Origin of the sequence: Candidatus Nitrosocosmicus agrestis, from assembly GCF_008389435.1 — an archaeon.
GTDB lineage: Archaea > Thermoproteota > Nitrososphaeria > Nitrososphaerales > Nitrososphaeraceae > Nitrosocosmicus > Nitrosocosmicus agrestis.
Window position 1 is genome coordinate 1 of sequence record NZ_VUYS01000008.1, and the last position, 22,875, is coordinate 22,875.

At 33.9% G+C, this 22,875-nt stretch carries 21 protein-coding genes; 13 read left to right on the top strand and 8 right to left on the bottom strand.

The genetic code is table 11. The features are described from left to right. The first annotated feature begins 590 nt into the window (after nt 1-590). On the top strand, nt 591-797 hold the full coding sequence (locus tag F1Z66_RS06370) for a dodecin family protein (protein ID WP_149862778.1): 207 nt from the start codon (nt 591-593) through the stop codon (nt 795-797). Between the two features lie 51 nt (nt 798-848). Here F1Z66_RS06370 and F1Z66_RS06375 read toward each other — a convergent pair whose 3' ends face one another. Both F1Z66_RS06375 and F1Z66_RS06380 read right to left on the bottom strand, forming a co-directional pair. Then, complete coding sequence (locus F1Z66_RS06375) at nt 849-1,223, bottom strand: response regulator (protein WP_149862779.1); 375 nt, start codon at nt 1,221-1,223, stop codon at nt 849-851. Nucleotides 1,224-1,456: 233 nt separating this feature from the next. Continuing rightward, on the bottom strand, nt 1,457-2,503 hold the full coding sequence (locus tag F1Z66_RS06380) for a hypothetical protein (protein WP_159357691.1): 1,047 nt from the start codon (nt 2,501-2,503) through the stop codon (nt 1,457-1,459). A 202-nt stretch (nt 2,504-2,705) separates the two neighbouring features. On the opposite strand from F1Z66_RS06380, the gene F1Z66_RS06385 reads away from it, so the two are divergent. Next, entirely contained in the window at nt 2,706-4,121 is a 1,416-nt protein-coding gene (locus F1Z66_RS06385; protein WP_149862781.1) for a sensor histidine kinase, read from the top strand. Nucleotides 4,122-4,205: 84 nt separating this feature from the next. Next, the gene (locus tag F1Z66_RS06390; protein WP_159357692.1) at nt 4,206-5,063 is read left to right on the top strand and encodes a ParA family protein; all 858 of its coding nucleotides are present in this window, start codon (nt 4,206-4,208) and stop codon (nt 5,061-5,063) included. Here F1Z66_RS06390 and F1Z66_RS06395 read toward each other — a convergent pair. Together F1Z66_RS06395 and F1Z66_RS15315 are read right to left on the bottom strand one after the other, a co-directional pair. Further along, a complete protein-coding gene (locus tag F1Z66_RS06395) occupies nt 5,057-6,427 on the bottom strand; it encodes a hypothetical protein (RefSeq protein ID WP_149862783.1) in 1,371 nt (456 codons plus the stop codon). The two genes, F1Z66_RS06390 and F1Z66_RS06395, sit on opposite strands and share 7 nt — an antisense overlap. 633 nt (nt 6,428-7,060) lie before the next feature. Beyond that, nucleotides 7,061-7,234 carry a hypothetical protein gene (locus F1Z66_RS15315; protein WP_154670496.1) on the bottom strand — a complete coding sequence of 58 codons (174 nt, stop codon included), beginning with the start codon at nt 7,232-7,234 and terminating at the stop codon, nt 7,061-7,063. Nucleotides 7,235-8,185: 951 nt separating this feature from the next. Between F1Z66_RS15315 and F1Z66_RS06400 the strand changes: the two genes are divergently transcribed. The 3 genes from F1Z66_RS06400 (at nt 8,186) to F1Z66_RS16225 (ending at nt 10,927) form a co-directional block, all read left to right on the top strand. Then, a complete protein-coding gene (locus tag F1Z66_RS06400) occupies nt 8,186-10,027 on the top strand; it encodes a tetratricopeptide repeat protein (protein ID WP_438502940.1) in 1,842 nt (613 codons plus the stop codon). A 207-nt stretch (nt 10,028-10,234) separates the two neighbouring features. Then, entirely contained in the window at nt 10,235-10,633 is a 399-nt protein-coding gene (locus F1Z66_RS06405; protein WP_149862785.1) for a hypothetical protein, read from the top strand. A 171-nt stretch (nt 10,634-10,804) separates the two neighbouring features. Then, nucleotides 10,805-10,927 (top strand): hypothetical protein, encoded by a 123-nt coding sequence (locus tag F1Z66_RS16225; protein WP_255437895.1) that lies wholly within the window; start codon nt 10,805-10,807, stop codon nt 10,925-10,927. 208 nt (nt 10,928-11,135) lie between these two features. On the opposite strand, the gene F1Z66_RS06410 is transcribed toward F1Z66_RS16225, so the two are convergent. Then, a complete protein-coding gene (locus tag F1Z66_RS06410) occupies nt 11,136-11,453 on the bottom strand; it encodes a hypothetical protein (RefSeq protein ID WP_195907494.1) in 318 nt (105 codons plus the stop codon). A gap of 335 nt (nt 11,454-11,788) precedes the next feature. Then, nucleotides 11,789-12,166, bottom strand: coding sequence for a hypothetical protein (locus tag F1Z66_RS06415; RefSeq protein WP_149862787.1), 378 nt, complete (start codon nt 12,164-12,166; stop codon nt 11,789-11,791). Between the two features lie 188 nt (nt 12,167-12,354). On the opposite strand from F1Z66_RS06415, the gene F1Z66_RS06420 reads away from it, so the two are divergent. Both F1Z66_RS06420 and F1Z66_RS06425 read left to right on the top strand, forming a co-directional pair. Next, a complete protein-coding gene (locus F1Z66_RS06420) occupies nt 12,355-13,806 on the top strand; it encodes an amidase (RefSeq protein ID WP_149862788.1) in 1,452 nt (483 codons plus the stop codon). A gap of 97 nt (nt 13,807-13,903) precedes the next feature. After that, nucleotides 13,904-14,749, top strand: a complete 846-nt coding sequence (locus F1Z66_RS06425) for a creatininase family protein (RefSeq protein WP_149862789.1) — start codon at nt 13,904-13,906, stop codon at nt 14,747-14,749. 98 nt (nt 14,750-14,847) lie between these two features. Here the strand turns inward: F1Z66_RS06425 and wrbA are convergent, their stop codons facing one another. Beyond that, nucleotides 14,848-15,480 (bottom strand): NAD(P)H:quinone oxidoreductase, encoded by a 633-nt coding sequence (gene wrbA / locus F1Z66_RS06430; RefSeq protein WP_149862790.1) that lies wholly within the window; start codon nt 15,478-15,480, stop codon nt 14,848-14,850. 139 nt (nt 15,481-15,619) lie between these two features. On the opposite strand from wrbA, the gene F1Z66_RS06435 reads away from it, so the two are divergent. The 5 genes from F1Z66_RS06435 to F1Z66_RS06455 all read left to right on the top strand — a co-directional run bounded on the left by F1Z66_RS06435 (nt 15,620) and on the right by F1Z66_RS06455 (nt 21,152). Next, nucleotides 15,620-15,937, top strand: a complete 318-nt coding sequence (locus F1Z66_RS06435) for a hypothetical protein (RefSeq protein ID WP_149862791.1) — start codon at nt 15,620-15,622, stop codon at nt 15,935-15,937. Between the two features lie 396 nt (nt 15,938-16,333). Next, nucleotides 16,334-16,978, top strand: a complete 645-nt coding sequence (locus tag F1Z66_RS06440) for a trimeric intracellular cation channel family protein (RefSeq protein WP_149862792.1) — start codon at nt 16,334-16,336, stop codon at nt 16,976-16,978. A gap of 221 nt (nt 16,979-17,199) precedes the next feature. Then, a complete protein-coding gene (locus tag F1Z66_RS06445; protein WP_201448504.1) occupies nt 17,200-18,696 on the top strand; it encodes an NAD-dependent succinate-semialdehyde dehydrogenase in 1,497 nt (498 codons plus the stop codon). A 223-nt stretch (nt 18,697-18,919) separates the two neighbouring features. Beyond that, the gene (locus tag F1Z66_RS06450; protein ID WP_159357339.1) at nt 18,920-19,924 is read left to right on the top strand and encodes an LLM class flavin-dependent oxidoreductase; all 1,005 of its coding nucleotides are present in this window, start codon (nt 18,920-18,922) and stop codon (nt 19,922-19,924) included. A gap of 244 nt (nt 19,925-20,168) precedes the next feature. After that, nucleotides 20,169-21,152: a hypothetical protein gene (locus F1Z66_RS06455; RefSeq protein WP_149862794.1), complete on the top strand. Its 984-nt coding sequence runs from the start codon at nt 20,169-20,171 to the stop codon at nt 21,150-21,152. A gap of 231 nt (nt 21,153-21,383) precedes the next feature. Here F1Z66_RS06455 and F1Z66_RS06460 read toward each other — a convergent pair whose 3' ends face one another. Further along, nucleotides 21,384-22,703, bottom strand: coding sequence for a hypothetical protein (locus F1Z66_RS06460; RefSeq protein WP_149862795.1), 1,320 nt, complete (start codon nt 22,701-22,703; stop codon nt 21,384-21,386). Nucleotides 22,704-22,875: the final 172 nt, after the last annotated feature.

Below are 22,875 nucleotides of genomic sequence, written 5' to 3' on the forward strand. Positions count from 1 at the left end.
CAAACCGTCAAAATATAGATTAACAGCAAATACGATATCTTCCATAGAAGTTCTATGTCTTATTTGGTAAATCATGAATAGTAAGTGCAAATCAAAGCTATGGATTTTTCGTTAACTTTACAGAGCCCTCATGACCTTATAAAGGTCGGAAATCTGCTTAGGAAAGTAGAAAGGTATAAAATCATAGAGCAATGGCAGTTTTAATAAGTCCTTCAATAAATATAAACCAAGCAATGAAAAAATCAATCCTAACTTTCTAATTTGTTAATCATTTTTTATCATGCCATACCTCTTGTAAATAAATCAATCTTACAAAATTTTTTATCTTGATCGTTTAATGTATTTAGGATGAAAGTGGCACTGTAAAATCTATGATGATATAATCTAATTTAATCTAATTTAATCTAATCTTAATTCACTCCAAAGCTCCTTTTTTGTGACTATTAAGTAGTAATAGGGCAGTGTACTGTATAAAGAGAGAATAAGGAATAATGGACTGTTATCTATTTTTAATCTCTTGTAAGCTGTAGATTAAAACAATAAACAAATTCTTGTATCACATTTTTATATAATTAATAACATGATAAGGTATGGTTTATAAATATATTGAAATAGTGGGAACTTCTTCGCAAGGAATCGATGATGCCGTAAATAATGCCTTCAAAGAAGCATCAAAAACCGTAAAAAATATTCAATGGGGTGAATTGGGTAGAGTCACATTTAGATTGGATGATAATCAGAAAATTGAATATCAAGCAGAGATTAAAATTGGGTTCAAAGTAGAAGGTACGGATTAGAATAACAACTCCTATTTCTTCTGCTGAAATAATTAGTTTAAATGCCTCTATCTATTTTGTTTGTTTCAACCTATCTTCCACTATTTCTAAAAAGCTATCCTTATTTATTGGCTTTCTAATTATGCAATTAAAGCTCAAATCTGAATATGATTTAATTATTGATTGATAGTACTCTTCAAATGCCGTTGCAAGACAAATTCTTATCTTGCTATCCATTTTCCTAATCCTGCTTGCGAGTTCAAATCCATTAATCCTTGGCATTCTAATATCCGTAATTAGCAGATCATAAATTCCAGGTTCAAATTCTTCAAGTAGGGATCCAGGATCATTGAAAATATTAACTTGGTGTCCTTGATCTTCCAAACATATTTTGAAAAACAGAGCCGTACCAACATCATCATCAATTACTACAATATTACTGCCCATTATAGGATGATTTATTATTGTGATACCAATTAAAATATTTTTACATCATTGTTATTGTTCTGCGAATTATTTTTTAATTAAGAAGATATTTAAATAAAACTTGAATAGTTAACCGTGCTTAATTTCTTCTTTTTATATACTGTTCAATTCATGGAAATGCTGATTTGAACAGCTTAATCAATTAAATAATGTTGCTCTTCTGTTACTAATGCTACCACAGCGGTACCTTGACCTTATGGATTTTGAGTGTCTTTCAAATATTTTTTAATAAGCCTTAATAGAGTTTCAGTAATAGAAAGTTTGAGATGTTGCTCAAGCCAATTCCAATCACCAATTGGATTTACTTCGAGGAAATAAACTACACCAGAACTATTGACTATGAAGTCTAAACTTGATATACTCAATCCTAATACTCGATTCATTTTTAGACACATTCTTCTGAACTTCTTGTCTATCTCTAAATGTTGAAATCTCAGATCCTTTTCTTGAATCTTGTGTAAATCTGAATATTCGTTTTTGTCTTTATTAGTTGTGATCTTTACCGGGAATAGTTTATTGCCAACGATTGTTATTCTAATCTCTTCCTGATTTGGTATTTGTTCTTGGAAAATAAGGGGTGCAAACTTTAGTTGATCAAATTTAGATACCATATCTGGGTTAACATTGGTAGTTAGAAATCTATGTGAAACCTGCTTGGATATGATTTCGTGATGGTGGAGGACTTTAACAATGGTGTTGTTAGCATGGGATTCTAAAAATGTCTGCCCAGATTCAGAAACATTTGTAATCGATGTTTCAGGGACATTGAAACCTAATTGCTTTGCTATCAGGAGTTGGTTAAGTCTGTTTTCAGCCTCAAATGTATTAATTGGGTGATTGATCCATGTACATTTGAGAATTGTTTGCAAGTAATTAAAAAGTTGATACCACTGCTGCTGAAAATAAAGTTGGTAAACGCCTGTGTAATATTCCAAAAACTTCAAGTCAAAATACCTGAATAAGACTAGTTTGATATTTTTGCAGTCAAAAACCCTTTTTCCTAGTTTGAATATAAATTTGTTAGTCTCTCCGATACTAAATTCTACTCCAAATTTTAATGGTATATCTTCTTCTGTAATTTTTACATATTCGATACCATTCTTAAGCAATTGAATTCCTAATAAATCTGATTCGATGTCCATTTTCTTGGTTAAAATTAAAACATCTGGAGAAGAAATTTTGTTACTATCGTCGGTTATATTAAGTCTTTCCAATAGGTCCAATGGATCGGTATTATTCATGAGTATTTTCTTGTAATTTATCTTTTCAAGAAAATTGAACATGAATGGCGTTTTGTGCACATTTTAATATATATGTAAAATATAAAAATTTTGAGCATTATTATTTAGGAAGAGGTTGGTGGAACGTAGTAGCAATTACTCATGATTTTCATAAAAGACATAATTAGGAATCTTTTCTATATACTAGTTGAGAAAAGCTAGTATGAATACAATTTGCCATCTTTGCGGCCAATCAATCCGTAAGCCTGATGAATTGCGTATAGATTTGACCAAAGAAGGTGTTGAAAGGGTGCATCATAAGCATTGTTCTCAAGTTTACAATAGACTGTTGTCTATATATGGCGATAATTTTGATGACTTGGCGCTAGATCGTGTTAAATGGGGTTCTGGCACCAAATCAGGAGATCTGATAGAATTATCCTTGCATGATATTAGAAATTCAAATTTTAATCATTCTGAAATTGTCACTTCGTTGGAAGTATTTAAAAAATCTTTGGTTGAACGATCAATTCAATCCAAAGATGAGATTATTTTGTTATTCTCAAACGAACACATGTTAGAGATTTTCGATGATCTTCTGGAAGAAATTTTCTTAACAAAAAATTGGGTAGCCATACACGGTGGAATTAAAATACGTTTACTTGGAATCCGCGTACCCCGTCTTGTGAACCTGATCAAGAATTTGCACGCCAATCATTTACCTAACTTGGAAATTAACTTTCTAAGTGATAGTAGTAATGCCTGCTTTCTGGCGGTATTTGATCACAATACAACTTTTTTTTATGAACTCATCGACTCTCTAGATACGACGGGGAACTATTCATATTCGGGTATCATTTCAACCAAAGAGTCAGTAGTTTGGCACGCTACAGCAGCATTTGAAACCCTTTGGAAACAGTCAATTCTAGAGGAAAAAGTAAAAAGTTTATCGATAAAGTTAAAGAACAATAGTATTCCAAATAATAACTTTGTAAGAATTCTTGCACATGAATTAAAAACTCCAATTCAACCCATTTTAGGATTTTCAGATCTGATCCAAAACAATAGTAGATTGGACGAGCGACAAAAAAATGATTTGTTAAAAATAATTACTAGAAATGCTAGGAAACTCGATATTATGACCAATAATATTTTAGATTATGCAAGAATGGAAAATAACAATTTTAGGTTAAATTACGAATGGTTTGATATTATAAATGTACTGGAGGAATTAATTAGCGACTATAGTATCCAAATTAATAAGAAGAAAATACAAATTAAATTGTCTTTTATTAAAAGTCCTAACTTGATAAACGCAGATAAAGTTAGGATTATTGAGGTATTCGATAACTTATTAAGTAATGCTATCAAGTTTACCGAGAATGGGGAGATAACGATTTCTGTAGAGACCATTGATAAATCGGTCAGAATTAGCGTTAAGGATTCCGGTATCGGAATAAAGGAGGAAAACCTAGACCAGATATTTTCAAAGTTTTTCACAACAGATAAGTTAGGAACCGGACTCGGACTTTATATATCCAAAATTATCGTACTTAAACATTCGGGGTCAATTAGTGCTCAAAATAATGATGGATCCCAAGGCAGTACCTTTACTGTAACTCTGCCAAATTCGTCCTGATTGGGTTTTATGATTTTACCTTTCTAAATCCCAAATTAAATTTCTTTCCAAAAGTATTTTAGATGATTTATTAAAGTACATTTATTGGGAAAATGCATTTCTTTCCACTCTTACAAAGGGGGGACGGGAAAAACTACGATTGCTGCAAATTTTTCTTATTTGTTAGCTTCCAAAGGATACACTGTGTACCTCCTTGATCTGGATTTTTATGCACCAAGTTTATATTCATATTTTAATTATGAACCAAAATATTGGATAAATGATTATCTTAGAAATAAAGCAAAGCTTGATGAAGTAATGGTAAATTCTAATGATATTTTAAACCATAAACTTGAGGGAACCCTCATGCTGGGCTTTGCAAAAGGGGGGAAAGAAGATATTTATCAATTGGAAGGTAGTTTACTAAATGATAGAGAGCAACAGGTTAAACAATTTAGAAATTTTATTGCAATGAGAGAGGAATTATTGGTTACAAATGATGCTGATTTTATCATAATGGACACTAGCCCAGGGATTAGATATTGGTCTATTAACTCTATTGTCATTTCTGATGTTATATTATTAACTTTGAAGATGGGTGATTTGGATTTACAAGGAACGCTCAAGATGATAAGGGAAATCTATGGATCCCTAGTTGAACATGGTACTATTTGTAAACTCTTGCTAAATAGAGTATCTGGATATTGCGTCCCTCCAAGCAATATCAAAACAGAACCTGGATTAATGGGAGCGACTGATTCTTTTTTTAGAATGAAAATCGATAAAGAGATAGGTAAATTATTTAATAAATCCATAGATGTCGATACTCTTCTTGAGATACCATGTTATTGTGATATCCAATTCAAAGAGAAGGAGTTTTTGACATCTTATGAATATCCATCTCATCCATTTACTGGAAAAATTAAGAATTTAGTTTCAACATTGGAAAATGCTGACTATTGAGTTTCTTGTTTATCTTTTTTCTTAAAAATGCTGATAGCTTCATCTAAATAGCTTTTCAAGTCTTCTTCCGATTCCATAGTTTCGGAGTTGTCCTTTTGATGTAATTCTTCCGAGTATTTTTTGGTCATGTTTAATATTCTATCTTTCATGCTATCCATCATTTGTGAATGAGCAAGATTTCCCATTATTTCGAGTTCCTTATATGCTGAATTTTTTATGTATTTTTTAACTTTGATGTCGTTAGAAATCGCTATTATTGAATAATATATACCAACATAAAACAGTAGTGAGGCAAAGGGAAGAAAAGCAATACTGGGTATCCCAAAAGGTGGTAATGCTGCACCTACTATAGTTCCATTAGCTGTTATGAATAGTAGGACTATTCCGTAAGATGCCATTTTCAAATACCTTGATATGTTGGGAGATAAACTAAGGAGATTTGCAACTGATTTAAAACCCATTCCATATAAAAGACCACATAATGCGATTGAGAATAATACGATAAAGATTTGAAGAATGAAAATTAAAGTTTCATCAAAGTTTTGAGTTTCTGTTAATGAGTACAGTTCATCGTAGTGATATATGAATACGAAATAAAACAGTATCAATGGAAGTGTGATCAGGGTGTAAAACCTAATTTTTCCTATCTTCTTGATGTGATAGTGAAGTAGCAAGTAATTACTTAACCAGAAAAAAGCAAAATAAATCATGAGGGTATAAGATTGAATATTTATTACATTTTCTTTGAAGAAACAATACCATGAAGATGCATCGCACTCAAAATTAAATACTACTGGTGTGGTAATGTCTATCTCCCATGATTTTTCAGAAAGTAAAGTGGAAAATAACAAAATGGACACTAAGTTATTCACGAAAAGGAAAAAAATTGAAAGCCCAAAGATAAACGAGAATTTATTCCTATTCTCGCCGAACCATTTGAAAAGCTTGTAACTTACGAAGATGCTCATTAACACGGTTGATCCATAGCTTACTATTACAATAGATGTTAGATTTATGGTGAAATATTTACTACTTACTAACATATCGACTAGTAAAACGGCTGATAAAATGTAAATCACTACTTGCATTATTCGGAGCCAGTTCTTATATCTGCTAAAAATCGATTTTTTCTCCTTAAGGATTGAGAAGATGTTGTTTAAAATTATAAATCCTCCGACCAAACTTGAACCAAAGAGGAATAGAAATAAGCCGATGCCACTAGGGGATTGAATAAAGTCTACCGTCACATCAGTTATAGAACTTACATAGGCGTCAATGAATACTATGACTATGAAAGAAATTATGGATATTAATACAATATTTGAATTATTATACAAATAATCTAGCTTATTTGCAAACGCCACTAAATAGCCTGAATCTGTCTACTATTTGAAGATTTAACTCTTAATCCAATTTTTTGGATAATTGTGGTAGAATTTGTCCCTATCACAATTGCGTTTCGATACCATATAAATCCATTTGTGACCTTTTAAAGTTTCAGATTGTTAAATAGTATCAAACTATAGATTTAATTATATCGAACATTTTAGCTGTTAAACTGTATTATACTTTTATTCCTACTTACTACAATTCCCGATCCAAAATAATTCTAAAACTATCTTTTATAATTAACTTGTAATTTCGTCTATTCGCCAGTAAAACCTATTGTCATTCCCTAGACAAGAACCAACCTTGACCAATAAATACCATTTATAAGGAAGATCTTAACATAAAAAGACAAAATATGGTAACTAATACCTGCTTAATATTTGAAGGTATTTTGGACCATAAATTCCCAACAATCGTTTATAAAATAAGTAACAATCACTACGATCTATATTAAAGAGTTGACCATTAATTTTAACCATGTGTAAATCACTTTCACAGATTCTGCCACATATTATGCATTTTTGTTCTTTTGTGACGCATGTGTTCATATGCATACACCCTCCTTGGTTATTCTCCTCCGAAGTTGGTATATCAGGTGTTGTTAGCATTTATCTTGCTTTTAGTGGGTAAAAGCCGCCGAAGCCACTTCTGTTGTAGGTTGATACAAATTTCTTTATCTCATTGATTTGTTCTGTTGATAGTCCACTATTTTGGATATCATATGTCTGATTATCAATTTCATTGTGTAAAATGTTAGCAATTTCTTTTGTTATTTTATTCATATTATTAAAACGTCATTTTAAGACTTATGAGTTACTATATTAGTAACAAAATTCAAGAATCATTTAGTGATCCTAATAAAATTTGATCATTCAAGATCTACTCTAACTTTCAAGTACCATTTTAATGGTTATCATCATCATGATTATAATATCATGATCTATATATGATATAAATTTTTAACACAGTTAACATCAAAGAACCAAAGATCTGCTTTTCCATTAAATTAGTCGCTGGTTAGTTTAAAGAAATTTTTTTTGGCGATGTTTTTTGTAGGAAATTTCTTTAATTTGTGAAAGAAATACAAAACTATGCAAATAAAAATATAATTGTAACACCTAAGGCTACTTTAATTAACGAGTCAATATTTCACATATTAATTAAATTTAAAATATGAAAAAAAATTTAAAAATCAAATGCTTTATTAAATTTATTTCAATTTTATCAATATGATTTATTATTATATACAAGAAAAGGAGTTTAAGATCCATATATGAATTATATTAATTGATAAGGAAAAGTAGAAAAAATCTATCTTTTTTAAATTGTAATTTAATAGTTATATAAATTGACTATAAAAGTTAAATAACTCAAATGGGTATAAATTATGACAATATTTGAGTGGAATTAACAAAAATCACAAAACCCAATTATTGAATAATGGGGACGATACTAATAGTAATAAATCAAATAGCAATTTTGCAGATGACTCTATCGATGATACTCTGATTTACCGGTCCCCACAAGGGAACAAATTTAATATAGAGGATTCTAATTTAAGGAAGGCATTAAATGATATTACAAAGTTATTAAGTGAAAAGATATTTCAGTCCTCAATTGATCGCAATCACAAAGATTCTATAGAGAAGCAATTAGAGGAATTGGCTAACCTAATGTCATTGTTATCTGTTCCCCCGGATTCTTTTGAAAAGACTGATGAACCAAAGGTATCTATGAGTGAGAAAGATTCCTTGTCACCTGTTCAAGCATCAATCCCCGTACAAGAATCTGAAAAAACGGAAATCAACCCACAATATGCAGATGCTTACAACAACAAAGGATTGTCTCTTTACTACCTTGGAAACAACCAGGAAGCCATAGCCTGCTATGACAAGGCGATAGAAATCAACCCTGAATATGACCTTGCATACTACAATAAAGGAATAGTTTTATCCGTTACAGGTAATAACCAGGAAGCCATAGCCTGCTATGACAAGGCGATAGAAATCAACCCACAATATGCAGATGCTTACAACAACAAAGGATTGTCTCTTTACTACCTTGGAAACAACCAGGAAGCCATAGCCTGCTATGACAAGGCGATAGAAATCAACCCTGAATATGACCTTGCATACTACAATAAAGGAATAGTTTTATCCGTTACAGGTAATAACCAGGAAGCCATAGCCTGCTATGACAAGGCGATAGAAATCAACCCACAATATGCAGATGCTTACAACAACAAAGGATTGTCTCTTTACTACCTTGGAAACAACCAGGAAGCCATAGCCTGCTATGACAAGGCGATAGAAATCAACCCNATAGCCTGCTATGACAAGGCGATAGAAATCAACCCACAATATGCAGATGCTTACAACAACAAAGGATTGTCTCTTTACTACCTTGGAAACAACCAGGAAGCCATAGCCTGCTATGACAAGGCGATAGAAATCAACCCACAATATGCAGATGCTTACAACAACAAAGGGCTTTCACTCTATTATATCGGAAACCAGGAAGCCATAGCCTGCTATGACAAGGCGATAGAAATCAACCCTGAATATGACCTTGCATACTACAATAAAGGAATAGTTTTATCCGTTACAGGTAATAACCAGGAAGCCATAGCCTGCTATGACAAGGCGGTAGAAATCAACCCACAATATGCAGATGCTTACAACAACAAAGGATTGTCTCTTTACTACCTTGGAAACAACCAGGAAGCCATAGCCTGCTATGACAAGGCGATAGAAATCAACCCTGAATATGCAGATGCCTTCTACAACAAAGGTATGGCCCTCTCTGCTTTATCCAAGTTCGCCGAGGCTACAACATCATTTGAAAAGGCGATAGAAATCAACCCCTACTTTGCAGATGCCTTCTACAACAAAGGTATGGCCCTCTCTGCTTTATCCAAGTTCGCCGATGCTATGCTATCATTTGAAAAGGCGATAGAAATCAACCCCTACTTTGCAGATGCCTTCTACAACAAAGGTATGGCCCTCTCTGCTTTATCCAAGTTCGCCGAGGCTACAACATCATTTGAAAAGGCGATAGAAATCAACCCCTACTTTGCAGATGCCTTCTACAACAAAGGTATGGCCCTCTCTGCTTTATCCAAGTTCGCCGATGCTATGCTATCATTTGATAAAGCGTTGGAGATTGATTCTGAATATGTTAAAGCTTTAAACGGTAAATCTTGGATCCTGGCATATCATTTCCCATCCAGGATGGATGAGGCGTTAGAAATCATAAAACGGGCTATGGGTATAGACCCGACTGATATTGATGTTCTTTACACATATGGATATATCCTGGAGAATATGGGTTCGTACAATGAATCTGTCTCAATCTATAGGCACATTCTCAAGCAAGATCCTTTGATTCCTGAAGTATGGTACCGCTGTTTTATATCAAAAAAACAAACTGCAGATGCCGACCTTCCACACTCTGACTTTTATTTGGATCAAGCAATAGATCTTGATTCAAACTATGCAACACTTTCGAAAATGGATGGGCAAAGAAGATCCCATGAGAAGAACTCACATTTTTCAATTCCGTTTTTAGGATTATGAAAAACCACTGAGAGAAATCATTCATTTGTATTTGTTTTCAAGCAGGCTATGATTTAGATCCTCAATTTTATTTAAGGAATTAGATTTTATTATTATCGAAGTGATTGGAACATTCAAGATTTAGAATTAATTACTAAAAATTTATTTTGGCATATATTTTTGTAATAAGATAAATAACATCCTGTCATTGATATGTATTGAATGCCATTGGACTTGTTTAGTCAGGATTCCGCAAAAGTTCACTGTGATCGCATAATACAATTAGATGATAGTATTAGGTTTGCCGGGATTGCTAATTCTATGGGAACCTTGATAGCTTCATCCTATCGAATGCAGCTCCAACCTTTATTGAATGACGATGAAACCAAGCTTTACGCGATGCAGGCTGTATTGCGGGCAGAACTTAGAGAAGATTTTCAAAAAAATATGGGTACATTAATTTATTCTGTAGGCAAGTATGACAAATTACTTCGAGCCACCATCCCATTGATAGGATTTGATTACAAAAAATTTTATCTTCTTTTGTCATTGGATGTCGAATCGGACGCCTTCTCGATACTTGAAAACAAAGTAGTGTTATACCTTAAGAATGAGTTTCCAAAGTGATGAGTTTACAGGACCTAGGAATCGAACTTTATTGATGTGTAATTCTTTTATAGTATGTTGTAAAATTTTTGTATTTACAATCTAAAAATGCCTAATTTTATAAGGCATGTTATGTCTAATATTGTATGAGACAAAGATTTTCAATGGGAACTAGATGCGAATGTATGTGTCATGGTAAAGCAGACATCTCAGAATATTGTGGTTATTGTTCTTCCTCACACCGTAGGCCAAACAATGGTGGAAGATTTAGAGGTTAATGATATAAAACCTGTCCACTGTAATCCCGAGCCCTAAAGATTAGTTGTTTTTATATAAATTTAGTAAATTATTCTGAATTTAAATAATATCTGAGCTACTGGATAGCTTGTTTTTAAAGATTTTATGGTAGTATATTGATATGCTACGAGTTATAGATAAAAGGCTAATGGAAAACAAAAAATATAATTTTTCTTCTTACTTTATTTCAAAAACAAAATCAATTAATATTGTTGTCTTTTTAAAATCAGATTTCTTTCCAATGTTTTTCTAAATCGCCGAGTCTGCTCATGGCATCGAGATTACTTCTTAATTCACAATAACAATCTTCGCTTCTAATTTTGGAAAATACTTGGATAACCTGATCATTTGTGACTCCATGTTTTATGTCATAATGAATGTTTCTGATAATGTTTGAAAGGCTGCCATATTTTTTGTGTTTCCTGATCTCCCATTTTGATGCGTCACTTGGTAGACCTTTAACATATTTTAGCACTGTCTTTTCCATATTTTCTATATGCCAACTTTTTAAAGGAAAATTATTCTGGGTCAAAAAACCATCCAATATATATTCCACAAGGAAGTATATAACATTGCAGTAAGGTCTTTATATAGACAGTTGATATTGTGCATCTTCTGTTTGTGATTTAGATGGCTTTTTAGTCATTTTCAAACCTTTAAACTGCTATTATAAGAATTAATTTCATAGGTATGTAATGAGAGATCAGAATTACTGACAGAACTATAAATCCTTTTATCAGATCGTATCTATTGAAGATGCCTGAAATATACAAATTTCTAAATTTGATTGAAGGAACACTTTATTTGTTTAATTAGCTTTGATTTGAATTGATAATTTAAAGATTTTAACTAAAAAAAAGAGAATAACTCACTGTGTGATTATTCTGTTGAATTGGCGTCAGTGCTTTGAGAAGTTCCTACTAAACCTGAGCTTTCAGGAGAGAATGCTGCGCCAGCAGAACCTTCTTGGAGTTCTGTCAATGCTGGAAATGAACAATCACCGTTTTGTTGTGCATTTAAGTTAAAGCTGTTACCGGTCAAAGCATTAAACTCTGGTGAAACTGATTGTGCTCCAGATGCACCTGCTTGGTCTTGGCCTGTTTCTTGCTCGCCTTCACTGTTTGGTTGTTGACCTAATGCACTGTTTCCTGTACAATCTCCTAATCCTCCGAGTGTTGCGGAAGCATTTGGGGCGTATACAGATACTATGCCTGCTAGAAGGATTGCAGAAATTATTCCTGTAATGAATTTATTCATCAGGGTGAAGACTCGAATATGCTATTTACAACTTTTTAAAATTTATTACCGATTACTGTTATTGAGAAATCCTAAGTATGTTTTTTAACATATTTTCTTTATTCATATCTATGGACTATAGATATGTGGACTTTGACGGATTAATCTACATGTATCTTTTAATAGTTATGATGCCTTGTCCTGTATAGGTGACAAATAAACGGGATTTAATCAGTGGAGCACCTTCAATTCATAATTTATCTACATTAATTAAAGATAGAAAGTTTTCTCCATACGACCTTATGACTGACTGTATTGATAGGATTAAAAAACTCGATCCTTTGTTTAGATCTTTTATCTCTATAATTCCTGAGGATGTTTTGTTGGATAAGGCAAAAAAAATTGAAAAATCAATCCTAAATGGTAATTACATTGGACCATTACATGGAATCCCTTATTCAGTAAAGGACATTGTACATGCAAAGGGACTCAAATGTACAGCTGGCTCTATGATTTATGTAAACCGTATGTCTAAGAAAAGTGCGATATTAGTTAGACGACTAGACAATCAAGGTGCAATTATGATTGGAACTAATAATCTAAATGAATTTGCCTCTGGCATAACCGGCAAGAATTCTGTGTTTGGAGATTCTAAGAATCCTTACGACCCTTCTCGAATCTCTGGAGGTTCAAGTGGTGGTTCAGCAGTAGCCGTTTCAACGGGTATGGTGGCTTTTGCTATAGGTACAGATACTGGTGGTTCAGTACGAGTTCCATCTGCGTTATGCGGTGTTGTTGGATTTAAACCTGCATACCAATCTGTATCTATGGACGGTATTATTCCTCTGGCTCCGTCATTAGATCATATAGGAATAATTACCCGTACTGTAGCCGACTCTTTTTTAATTTATGATATAATAAGTAAAAGGAATACATATAGTGCAAGTACAGTATTGAAAGGAAATAATCACGATCATCGCCCTCAAGAAGATGATGATGTTAATAATGTTCCTATAATAGGTTACCCTAAAGATTATTTTGTTGATAATTTGGATGAGAGTGTTCGAACAAATTTTGAAAAGTTTTTAGTAACGTTGCAGTATGGAGGATTTCCGACCAGAAAAATTCATTTTAAAAATTCGTACAATTATTATCCCAGCTGGAAAACTATTAGATTGTATGAAGCTGCCAAGGTTCACACCAAGGATCTACAAGAAGATTCAGGACAGCTATCTCAAAATGTAAAGAATATGCTTATTGAGGGTAATAGAATTAGTGAAAGTGATTATCAAGATGCAAAGTCAGTAATTCGAAATATAAAAAAAGATTTTGATCTGGTTTTTGAGAAACAATGTGAGCTCCTTGTCCTACCTACCGTGCCAATCGTTGCACCTAAGCTAAGACAAATATTTTATATTAACAAGAAAGGGGGAGAAGATGGTGACAGATCATTAACAAGAGATCTATTGTTAAGAAACACTATGATATTTAACAGTATTGGATTTCCTGCAATTAGCATGCCTCTCAACAGATCTAGCAAAGATAATCCTTTTGATCTTCCAGTGGGATTACAATTTGTCTCTGCTCCTTCAAATCAGAAAATTCTAAGAATAGCAGGTGAAAAATTTGAAAAACTTCTTTGGCAAATTTCCAAAGCATGAGAGCTGTTTAAAACTGTATTTAAATATTTAATAAAAAAAGGGAAGATGAAAAGAGGAGAATCTCTCAAGGGAATAATTCTGCATAAAAAGTGAATAAATGTTTATAGTTGGTCTGGATTTTCTGAAGGATATGAAGAGTACTTCAAAAAAGTATTTGCTAGAGAAAATGAATGCTGTAGAAGTAAAAAAAACTATGAATTCAGATTCAATAGTTTTTGTAATTCTCGGTTCGTGTGAAAACCATGGAGATCATCTACCATTTGGTTCGGATTCATTATTTCCATTGAACTTGGCACAATTGATGATCGACGACATTGTCAAAATTCATCCAGAAAAAGAACATCAATTCATTATTCTACCTCCTATCCCGTACGGTGTAAGTATTCATCATATTGATTTTCAAATGACTATTAACTTGCAAGGCTCTACTATGATTTCAATAGTAGAAGATGTTCTTACTTGCCTTGCTGACAATGGTGTAAGGCGTGTAATAATTCTAAATGGTCATGATGGTAATATAGCTCCTGCTGAGTCGGCTGCAAGAAATGTAAAACATAAGTTTCCTGAAATGGTAATATCATGTTTAGAGTCTTGGTGGACGATGGTGGGCACAAAAGATAGTAAAATCTTTGATGTATGGAGTGGTTTGGGACACGGTGGGGAGGCAGAAACCTCTGCAATGATGAGTGTATGTCCGGATTTGGTAGATCTGAGTCTAGCTCCCGAACAAACTATTCCTAACCTTCCTGGTGAGGATGTTAGGATTTATTGGAAGTTTAACGAGCTTACCAAAACCGGAGCCACTGGAGCACCAAAAACTGCTACAGTACAAAAAGGAAACGAAATCATTAAGATTCTTACCAAAGTGATTTTAGAGTTCATAGAAAAAATGGATACAAATAACTGGAAATACGGTATTTCCGTTCAAAGCCATAATACATAAAAAAGGCTCCTTTATTGGTTAGGACAGGGCAAAAAAATAGGTATCTAGAAAACCTATAAATCATAAGTTGATTCTTTTTACAATAATTTTAAAAAGAGTCAAGCGGCATTAATTTTCTGAGAAATTTGAGCCACTCTCTTTCCTAGAGCCCTGGCAACTTTGATATCCTCATCATTAATTGCCTTGTTGGCCATCGGACCTACTATTCGGCTGGGACCATAAGGGCTTCCACTTTGAGTCAGTTCAGGAACTGAGTAAGGTACGCCTACAATTATCATTCCATGATGAAACATGGGAAACATCATGGAAATAGCTGTTGTTTCCTGCCCGCCGTGTACTGAAGCTGCTCCTGTGAACACTGCTCCAATTTTTCCTATTAACGAGCCTTCCATCCAAAGCTTGCTGGTTCGGTCCCAAAGTGCTTTTAGAGGAGCAGCCATATTCCCAAATCTTGTTGGTGATCCAAATATAATGGCATCATACATTGGCATCTCCTGAATTATAGTATCTATCTCACTAGTTGGATATCGATCATTCATATCTTCAACCACCTTTGACCATTCTGGATTCTGTGACACTACATCCATAGGCACATCATCGGCAATTCTCCGTAAGGTCGCACTAACATGAGATATCTCTTTAGCCCCATAAGCAATCTCTTCTGCCATTTTAACCGTATTACCATATCTAGAGTAAAATAGAATGAGGATTTTCGTGGTTCTGTCAGACATTGTTGTTATTCGTTTATTAATATTATTATTTTCTTATTTAAAGGGTCATCTATTTGAAGATTCGGTTACTCGTTACTTTGATTAGTTTAAGGGAATCAATAAACTTTATTTCATCTTATTGTGTAGATAAAAATGTAATTTGGGAATTATTAGTTTTTTAATTGGTCTTGCAATTTCTACAATCTTGATTTACCTTGTTACTAGATTGCTTGGGGAAAAAGAAGGATTTAAGATTGCCCTTTTGGCAGCCTTTTTGGGTTCTATAATGTTTGGAGTAATTGCTTTTATTTTTGGAAATGGCATAATCGCAGCAGCGATAGGTGGAATTATCTGGTTAATTGCCCTAAAATGGCTGTATAATACTGGTTGGTTAAAGGCTATCCTAATAGCGGTGGTTCTTTGGATTGTAGTATCTATAGTAGGAGTATTTTTGCCTATTTTTCCAAATCCATTCTAAACGTTCAGCAACAAACGTTGTATTATTTTCCCACTTTTTTTTAGTTAATTTAGGTGAATAGAAAGCGAAATAAATTCAGTTAATTTGTAACCGCTTTCATATTATAGATCTATTATTTTCTTAATGGATTATAGTCACCAAGACTAATTCGTTTAAAGTCATTATGTGTAGTAGACTCCTCTAATGATTATCTTATTCGGGTGCTCTTACCTTATCTTGTTATCATGATTTGGATCAATTTGTTTAATATCCTAAAGTCATGCTTTCTTTTTCTATGTAATTGACGCAAAAAATAGGCATTGTAATCCAAATAGGCATTGTAATCCAAATAGGCATTGTAATCAAACCTCCTTCAAACAAAGAATCTCAAATATAGCAAAGTGCTATAGAGTAATCATGAATGATATTCAGTTGGCCCTGAATTTTTATTATCCTACTCTCATTCTTTTTTTAGATTATTTTGGGACTGTTGCCTTTGCTGTGACTGGAGCATTCAAAGCGATTGAACACAAGGCAGATTTAGTAGGGGTTGTGGTTCTGTCTGTCATAACTGGTTTGTCAGGAGGCGTAGTTAGAGATTTACTGTTTGGAAGAATTCCACCTTTAGCTTTGACTGATCCTATTTATTTTGTAATCGCAGTAGTTACAGGCTTTTTTGTGTTTTTTACCTATCATAGAATAAAAAAACATCTAGATACATTCTTAAAATGTGATGCAGTTGGTCTTGGTGTTTTTACCGTTATTGGTGCAACTACTGCATATTCTATCTTTGGACAGAATTTCTTGTTAATTATGTTTGGAGGGTTGATCACTGCAACGGGAGGAGGAATTTTAAGAGACATTATAGTTAGAGAAATGCCGCTTGTATTCGCAAGGGAATTATATGCAACTGCAAGTTTTGTTGGCGTCGTTATTTTTTTTGTGTTGTTCATAACTGTAGATCCTATAATTGCTGCTTTGGCTGGGATATTAACTGCAACCTGTCTAAGACTGTTGGCTATGAAATATGGCTGGAATCTACCAAAGGCACGGCCTTCTTAATCGTTTGTTCTTTAGTTGAGACACATGGATTAGATATTTGTTATTTTAAGAATATTTGCATTATGATTGACAAAGAAATTTAAAAAAGTACATGTCTCCATGTAGTTTGGCACACAACAGTCCTTTGTTTTCTATTGGTCTCCCTCTCCTCCCTCTCCTCCCTCTCCTTATCTCTCAAACTTAAATATGGTGCGTCATCTATTGGAGGTAGGAAGACTCTTTTGAATTCTGATAAAATTAGTAGTTTAGATATTTCTAAAGTTAAAGCACCATCTAAAAGTCATAATACTATTACTACAATCAATCCTTCTACTGAACAGGTAATTAAGGAATACACTCTCATAACCAAAGATGAAATTGCAGACTTGGCACGCAAATCCAAAAAAGCATTCAAAGATTGGAGGAAGGATTATCGTCGAAGAACAGGGTTTATGTACGCATTTGCAAGTGAGCTTAAAAAGCATAAAGAGCATCTTGCTAGGGTTGCGACCACAGAGATGGGAAAAACCATCAAGGAAGCACGCTCGGAAATAGACAAATGTGCTTGGGCAGTTGAATACTTTGCTGATAATGGGGTGGTTTTTTTACACGATGAAGTTATTAACACTGACGCAAGAAAGTCAATTGTAACCTTTGAGCCACTGGGTGTAATCGCTAGCTTGATGCCTTGGAACTTTCCATATTGGCAAGCACTCCGATTTGCCGCTCCATCTTTAATAGCTGGTAATACGGTGATCTTAAAACCATCAAGCGTTACTATGCAGTGTGGATTAGAAATAGAAAAAATGTTTGAAAAAGTTGGATTGCCCGATTATGTTTTTAAGACCGTAATTGCTTCTGGCACCGAAGCAGAGTATCTTATTGATTCTGAAGATGTGAGTGCCGTTACATTCACTGGCAGTGTTCCTGTTGGTGCAAAAGTTGCTCAACACGCAACATCCCGACTCAAAAAAATTGTGCTAGAATTGGGTGGGAGTGATCCATTTATAGTCTGTGAAGACGCCGACATAGAAAAGGCCTCAAGTGGTGCTGTAAAGGGGAGATTTATTAACTGCGGTCAAAGTTGCATCGCTTCTAAGAGGTTTATAGTTGTAAAAAATGTTGCCAATGAGTTTCTTGAAAAATTTATTGAAAAGACTGAAAAACTCAAAATTGGCAATCCATTATCTGACGATACTGATATAGGACCACTTGTAAATCAATCAGCAATCGAGAGTATAGACGAGATGGTCAAGCGATCAATTAAGGAAGGCGCAGAAGTTGCAACTGGAGGACAAAGAATAGGTGGAGGGGAAGAAGATGGGAAGCGCGATAATGGTAGTGGCAAGAATAAAGGTTACTTTTACAAACCCACAATATTAAAGAAAGTTACACCAAACATGGAAGTTGCCACGGAAGAAACGTTTGGACCCATTGCTCCAGTTATTGTGGCAGAGGATGAACAGCAAGCATTAGAAATAGCAAACAATACCAAATTTGGGTTGGGAGCAAGTGTATGGACTCAGAACCTGAACAAAGCTGAAAAGTATTCTAAATTACTACAGGCTGGGATAGTAACGGTTAATAATGTAGTTGTATCGGATCCAAGGGTACCTTTTGGAGGTATCAAAAATAGTGGGTTTGGTAGGGAACTTTCAAAACATGGAATGTTTGAATTTGTAAATATAAAGTCCATAAGGTTCTACGATGAGCTTATTCATCAGCACTATGTTGAATAACCCTTCCTCTCATTGTTTAGAATCTAAGAAGTCAATCCAACTTTCTATTCTTCCTCGGATAGTTATAGGTTAATGGAAAGGGGAGTGTGAGGGAAATACCTTTACAATCGACCAATTATATGATAAGGGTAAGCAGGACCTTTCCTACCTCGCACTCATAATCAAAAACTGTCCATAAACAAATTTAGATAGAACATTGCTTTTTTTGTTAGGTCTGTCAAACTTGAAAGAAGTAAAGTACTGTTTGGAAGTATGGGGCACAGATTACCAAAAAATTAAGGGAACTTGTTTGACTGCAGAAAGATTGGGGTATTATGGTTTCTATTATGGTGAATCGCTAACTGATATTGATCTGGATTGTTGGACTGTTCTGGCTAGTCTGATACCTTTAACAGAAACCATAAAATTAGGTCCTGTTATTACCTATATACTTCCTCAATATCGAAGCATACCATTGTTGGCAAAACAATGTATATCCTTCCAAGATATTTCTAATGGAAGACTAGAATTTAGGACCGGAAGCGGAGCTTCGCTAAAATATTCATATCCATGGTGGAATCCTTACGGGATAAAATATCATGGCACTCTAGATAGAATCCGAATATTCAGCGAAGGAATTGATCTTTTAAGTAGATATTTTGGCAAACCGGTTACAAGTAATCGGTTTTTAATATCAGATTCTGATAATTCGGAGAACAAGGGTTCATTAACGAATACGGTCAATTTTGATGGTGAGTTTTTTAAAGCATACAATGCTCAAATGAAACTACCCAAAAAGGATATTCCAATTACCATAGCTGCTCAAAATTCAAAGATGATTCAAATTGCAGCAAGATATGCTGCTACTTGGGAGATCTCTTACATAGAACCTCATGAATTTGAAATCAAAAATCAAGAGTTCAATGGTTTATTACTTGTATCGGAAATGAAAGAAATGAATAATGCTCAAAATTATTCTAGGGTGCCCAATATAACAAAATCAGTAGAGCTAGATGTAATAATTGCTGAAACCTCCAAGGAATTGGAAGTCAAGAAAAAAATATTTGAAATTGAAAGAGGTATCGATACTTTCAATGCAATAACGCAGAAGGCCTTAATTGGAACGCCTGACACTGTTCGAGCAAGAATTGAGGAATACAAACGAAGCGGAGTAACACAATTTCTTCTTGCTTTTTTGGATCCTCATGATCTTGATGCAATTGAACTGTTTATGGACTGTGTTAAATAAACTTGGTCGAATTCTAAATTTATTTTTGAGGATAAAAAATTTTTTTTGGTTGCTAGTGTAACTGAACTTTGGTTTGATGGGTGATGATTTTAACCACCTGCCTGAATATAGAATTCAATGCCACCTGCCGTCTATCTTAGCACTATCACCATCACCACTATCACCAGCAGCTTTACAGAACGGGATGAAACCTCCCAAATAGCAAAGAATTTTTACTTGCAGCATATGGATTATTTGTACAATAATGAGTTTTACAAAATTAAAGAATAAAAGATTAAAAAAACCGCATGCTTTATTGGGTTTGGTATTCGTAGTAGGACTGATATCAATTTTATCGGTGACAATAACGCCATACTCCTTTGCTCAAACCGGTTCAACTCTAGGTAATACTTCTAACGCTCAAGCAGCAAATACTAGTAGTATCAATACTACGAGTGGAAATAATCAAAATAGTGCCAACAACAATACAAATGAAAGTTTGATAATTGGGACAACTATACCAAACAAAGAATTATTGCAATCCAACTTTGCGACGGCAGAAAATGCAAGCTCGGTAGACTTGGCAAATAATAATAATAGCAATTTAACAAATGCTTCTTTTGGACAAATTAACCAGAATGTGTCTCTTTCATCATATTCTAAATTTGTAAATGACATCAATAGCTTAATTCTTTCAAAAGAATCTTCTATAAATGCCGGACACACATCCTCTGATAATTTAACTAGTTCAAATTCCAACTTTGGAAATTCAGTAGCCAACTCTGAAGCTAATTCAATTCGGACAAAGCTATTATCACTGCATGAAATTGTACTGCAAAATACGTCAATGTCTGCTCCCGCACCTGTACGACATCCCGGACAACCACCACACGAGGTTGTTTTTGCATTACCTTTAAGAAATGACGGGAAAATTTGGACAGGGACGGTAACTTTTACTGCAAGCAAGCCAATTGAGGTTGAGGTGCTGCATAATTATTCACCATTGGTTGCTCCTGATTCTGTCCACAGAGCACCCTATAACGCTGTATTACCAGGGAATAATAGTATAGCCATAACCCACCTCAGACACCTTGTGGATGTACCTTTTGAAATAAATGGGACGGGGATAAGCTCTGGGACATTGGACTTTGCGGGGAATGCTCTTGTGTTTCATAAAACAACAGGTGAGCCCTTCACAGTTACTTATACACTCGATGCAATAGCTAAAAAACTAACATCTCTAAAATAGTACTTTTTTTATCCTTTTTCTTAAAAAAGTCAATCTTTATTTATTATACAATACTTTGTCAAAATCGAAAATGTTATCTTTTTTCGAACTGTAAAGAGGTCCGAGTCTATTTCTGATTTTTTTATTTATTTTATAATTTTTTTGAATAGCTGTAGATCGAATTATGATACTCATCCTATCCATTCAAAGCGAATCAAATCAAAATAAGAGAATTTTGAAGGACGAAATAAGTTATTGCTTGTTTGGGTCAATTATCAGAGATTCCAAAGAAGCAAGTCGTGTTTCAATGTTGTCAGATCTAACATAGGTAAAACCAGACCCTTGTAGAATCGTTTCTAAGAATGCTTGCTTGTCTTTAATTCCTTCAAGATCTCTTAATTTTGAAACATCTTTTAGTGTCCAATACAAAATCTCTTTTCCTGTCCCCGGATCTATAAAAGCCTGAACTACTCTTTTATTTTGATCTGTGAGGTATGTTTTTACCTTCAATGTTACATTTGTCGTGTTTATCAAATCATTCAAGTAAAAGTCCTTGCTTTTATTGTCGTTTGAATGAAAAATAAAGTCTGGACCTGCCAAGGCCTTAATTTCATTCATTGTAATTTTGGTATATCTCCCATCGTCTCTAAAGTCCATGATGTATGGATTGCTGTCGTTAGATACATCAAAAACTACTCCTATTCCTCTGCGCTGGTCGTCTTCATCGGAAGAATGAAAACCTGTGTTAAACATTATTTCGATGTAAGTTTCGTTATCATACTTTCCCTCCGGCTCTTTGAAATATCCTAAAATGTTGCCTTTCCATACTATCATTTGGTTCTTTGCAGCATCCATGTCTAGGGTACCATCTGCGTTTTCCCTTTCTATTTCAATTCTTGGTGAATTTATTTTACTATTGTGACTTTGAGTATGCTTACCGAGATCTAGATTAACACCTATCATTTTGTCTGGATTGAGAGGATCGACAATATGATAAGAATATTGTTTGTTAAATTTGGTATCAACTATCAGCATGCCGTTTTCATCAAAAATCTCATTGTCTAAGACGTCTTCATCTCTTTGAAATGTATAATTGCCATTCTCGCCATCATCATCCTCTTGTTCTGTGGCATTTTCTGCTCTACACATTATTTCGGTAGTTTGGTTCTCGTCTGAGGAGCAGTCATATGGATATGCTACTTTAAGAGTAGGGCATATTTGGTTTATGGTCTTGTTTGATAAATTCGTTGCAGACAAGACAGATGCGTTGGAGTTATGTGTGTTATTGGAAGTATCATTTGCGCCATTGATTTCTGCTGAATTGGTGTTATTATTATTCGATTCAACAGGACCGGTTCCGTAAAATTCTGTACAGTTTGAAATATCTGTAGTATTTACTAGCACAAAATTTTTGTCTTTAAGATTATTTATTGTTTGAGCAGTTGCGAAGTTGGAATATTCCATAGTTACTGATATGTTGATAACAAGTAATAAAACGAAAATCGTTGAAATAGTAATCACTGATGGGATAAAGAAAATAATTCCAGGCTGCTCAGTATTTCTCTTTATCAATTTTTTTATTTTATATGATTACCAATCTTATATAAATGAATATTCCAATTTGCTGATAACATTTATATTATAAAATCAATATCAAACATTGGCAATAATTTTTATTTTATACAATTTTATAAATACTTTTCAAATTGGACTTTTAGATACTCTATTTGGTATTTACTAATGT

Bases quoted from the DNA above. Each gene is read 5' to 3' on its own strand.
- F1Z66_RS06425 (WP_149862789.1), top strand. From the start codon at position 13,904: ATGTTTATAGTTGGTCTGGATTTTCTGAAGGATATGAAGAGTACTTCA.
- F1Z66_RS06385 (WP_149862781.1), top strand. From the start codon at position 2,706: ATGAATACAATTTGCCATCTTTGCGGCCAATCAATCCGTAAGCCTGAT.
- wrbA (WP_149862790.1), bottom strand. From the start codon at position 15,480: ATGTCTGACAGAACCACGAAAATCCTCATTCTATTTTACTCTAGATAT.
- F1Z66_RS15315 (WP_154670496.1), bottom strand. From the start codon at position 7,234: ATGAATAAAATAACAAAAGAAATTGCTAACATTTTACACAATGAAATT.
- F1Z66_RS06370 (WP_149862778.1), top strand. From the start codon at position 591: ATGGTTTATAAATATATTGAAATAGTGGGAACTTCTTCGCAAGGAATC.
- F1Z66_RS06440 (WP_149862792.1), top strand. From the start codon at position 16,334: ATGAATGATATTCAGTTGGCCCTGAATTTTTATTATCCTACTCTCATT.
- F1Z66_RS16225 (WP_255437895.1), top strand. From the start codon at position 10,805: ATGGTAAAGCAGACATCTCAGAATATTGTGGTTATTGTTCTTCCTCAC.
- F1Z66_RS06415 (WP_149862787.1), bottom strand. From the start codon at position 12,166: ATGAATAAATTCATTACAGGAATAATTTCTGCAATCCTTCTAGCAGGC.
- F1Z66_RS06455 (WP_149862794.1), top strand. From the start codon at position 20,169: ATGAGTTTTACAAAATTAAAGAATAAAAGATTAAAAAAACCGCATGCT.
- F1Z66_RS06380 (WP_159357691.1), bottom strand. From the start codon at position 2,503: ATGAATAATACCGATCCATTGGACCTATTGGAAAGACTTAATATAACC.
- F1Z66_RS06375 (WP_149862779.1), bottom strand. From the start codon at position 1,223: ATGGGCAGTAATATTGTAGTAATTGATGATGATGTTGGTACGGCTCTG.